Source organism: Paracoccus sigandri (assembly GCF_003709565.1).
GTDB classification, from domain to species: domain Bacteria; phylum Pseudomonadota; class Alphaproteobacteria; order Rhodobacterales; family Rhodobacteraceae; genus Paracoccus; species Paracoccus siganidrum.
The window spans coordinates 1-2,986 of the sequence record NZ_QNRC01000081.1; the positions used below are offsets into that span (position 1 = coordinate 1).

Annotated in this window: 2 protein-coding genes; one reads left to right on the top strand and one right to left on the bottom strand. The window is 52.1% G+C overall.

Annotation, left to right across the window (positions count from 1 at the left end):
* Nucleotides 1–358: 358 nt before the first annotated feature.
* Nucleotides 359–1,552: a DUF3800 domain-containing protein gene (locus C9E82_RS23655; RefSeq protein WP_240643722.1), complete on the top strand. Its 1,194-nt coding sequence runs from the start codon at nt 359–361 to the stop codon at nt 1,550–1,552.
* 416 nt (nt 1,553–1,968) lie between these two features.
* On the opposite strand, the gene C9E82_RS23660 is transcribed toward C9E82_RS23655, so the two are convergent.
* Complete coding sequence (locus C9E82_RS23660; RefSeq protein WP_147393188.1) at nt 1,969–2,850, bottom strand: hypothetical protein; 882 nt, start codon at nt 2,848–2,850, stop codon at nt 1,969–1,971.
* Between the last annotated feature and the right edge of the window lie 136 nt (nt 2,851–2,986).

The following is a 2,986-nucleotide window of genomic DNA, read 5'->3' on the forward strand; positions in this document are numbered from 1 at the left end:
CGACGGATGGGAAACCCTCTCTCAACCACTCGTGCCGATGTCTCTTGACCTCGCGGCCTGACTGGAGCCAACCTCACATGCCCGGAGCCCGCCGCGAGGGAATTTCCACCACATTCGAGACACGACCTAGTCTGACGATAGTCAATATTCTCTCCCTCTCGTCCAGAGGTCTTGCATCAAGTCCTAGAACCGATCGCGCCATCCATCAATGACCGCAATGGGATCACGAGCGACATGCTGCGGACAGCAACCGGCAGCTTCGCGCGCCACTGGCCACGACAGGCAAGGCCGGCCCAAAGCCGCCGGTCGGCTCCTACGGGTGCCGCTATGCAGCATTCCCGAACGCTGCCGCTCAGGCTTGAAGCTGCTGAAACACACCGCCACCGTCGGCGAGGCGGACAAACCGGCCTCTCGCTTTTGCGAAGCTAAGCTACCAAAATCACCGAGAACTATGGTAAGCTCAACGTCGGTCCACGAGACAGATGAGTTTTCCATGACTTGTTTTCGAATCGACGAAAGCGGCTATACAGGTTTTGATCTGCTCAACGCCGACCAGCGGTTTCAGGGCGCGAGCGCTATTGCCATCGATGATGACGAAGCCGCGCGGTTGATCAAAGAGCATTTTCCACGGATACAGGCGACAGAGCTCAAGTATAGAGCACTGTCGCGGCGCACCTCCAATCACTCGCGTCTGCTTGGTCTGATGAGGGACCTTATGAGCGATTTCGATTGTGTGACCTATGTGGCCGACAAGCGATTTATGCTGACGTTGATGTTCGTAGACTATTCGGTCGAGCCCTATTACTATGTGCGCGGCATTGATTTTTACGAGAACGGCCAGAACTATGCGATGGCCTCCATGCTGCACATTGCTGGACCGACCCTTCTAGGAATAGAAGAGTTCGCGGCCCTGATGGATACTTTTCAACGTGCAATGAAAGAGAAGAGTCCGCAGTCACTGCAGAAATTGGTTGAGGCGGCCCGCGCCACCAATTGGAGTGAGCTTCCGGAAGTCCTGGGACCGCTCGCGCAGTATGCAGATATCGACTGCCTCTCAGCCATTGCCACACCTGGCGTCTCCACCGATATTGCCATTGTGATCCTGATATCATTGATCACTCGTATGGAGGTCATGGCAGATGGGGCCTATCAGGTAGAGCATGATCAGTCCAAGAACCTGTCGACCTATCACGACCTTCTGCAGCGATACATCGATCACGACGAAGAAGTTGAATTCCGCGCTACAGAAATCACGTCTCTGCGGTTTCCGCTCAAGCTCACTGAGGTCACGCAAGTGGACTCGAAGTCTAGTCCTGCGGTCCAACTCGCCGATATCATGATCGGCGCGGCAATCGAAGCTGCTAATAATCTCACAGGGTTGCGGCCTGGTGGTCTAGATCCAGAGTATTTAATGCCTCTTTATCGTGAGGATCAGTTCATCCATATGATACCTTCCATAGATTTCGAGGAACAACGGCGGTTTCGCTCGGGTAGCCAAAATGGTGAGGCCATTGAATATCTGGCCTCAAACCTTTTCGGAAAGAAGCGCTGAAGGAACTGCAAGAATGGAGGGTGATAGTCTTCAATCAATTGACCGCCAAAAAAAGGTATTTCATCTGCGTCAGAAAATTCTGCACCTTTTATTGCGAGGGCTTTCTGCGATTTGCGGTGTGATCAAAGGGACGGGTCTGTCCTCGATCCTGACCTTCCGACGCCTGCACATTTTCCTTAGCTGCGAATGACAGGTTCGAGTGGCCCCGCCGCAGCGAAAACTGACTTGTACGAATGACGGCAATGGGCTGCCAGCGACCCGCTGCGGCACAGCAACCGGGCGGTTTGGCACCCTCAACCATGCTACGAAGTGCATCCAAGGGAAAGCATATCTAACCCTCTGAACATTACTCCGCAAAATACACCCGAACATAAGACCAGCACAGACTCAGGAATCTATGTCTCGACTTCAGGTTGCTATGCCGTACTTTCACTTTCTGCGTCAAGCAATGGATAGATGTCTTCCGCCGTCAGCTCCCAATCCGGTCCTTTTGTCGAGCGCGCCTGCTCGGCCAATATCCGTACCTGATAACCTTGCTCTGCGGTTTTAAGTTTTTCTATGGCGCTAGCCAGCGCCGCGCTTTTTCGCTCATCCATATGGATAAGTGACGTAAGCATGTCGTAATTCACGTCATCATCATCATTTATGCCGTTCGCGATGCTGAGAAAATCAATTACACGGGCCGGATTGTCGGCGTAAACGCGAGACAGCCCTTCAACGATATCAATCATAATTTTGTCCCATGTGGCCAGAACGTAGCCCTTATCGTCATTCCCTTTTATATAAGTACAGACGCGCGCGTCATGCTCTATCAGGATCTTCGGATCATTGCGCTTCTCAAAGGCAATTCTCTTGAATATTTCCAATTCGTAGGGGATATCTGTAATGATGGAGATTCCAAAATCATTCAAAAGTGATGTCATTCTGTTTTCGATCTTGTGGACTGGCGCGCCGGGCCTAATTCCAAAATAAGACAAGAAATTTTGGAGCGTCAAATCACGCCCCTGAGCCACTTCGCTTTGATGCACGTGGGTGTAATGGCTCAAGTACGCATTGCCTGAACTCACCAGTGCCGCGCGAGCAATTTCCGGAAGCTCACTATGCACAGCCTGGTACTCGAAAGCTTTCTGACCATGGAAAGCCATCTCATTGAGATAGCTGGATGGTATCGATATTTTTATTCCGTGAGAGCGACAAGCTTCCACGAGCGCACTAGCCGCCACCCCATACCTTGATTTGGCACTGCCGAATGAAAGGCCGCAAAGAATTGGCATTGCAACGCTGGCATCAAGCAGCACTGTGAGGTCTGGTCTGCCCCCTGAAAAGTGGTCCTCCCTGAAGTAGGCTATTTAGCCTTAGAGAGGATTTTGGAATGCCCCAGAAGAAGCACAAGCCCGAAGAGATCGTGGCGAAGCTGCGCCAGGTCGACGTTTT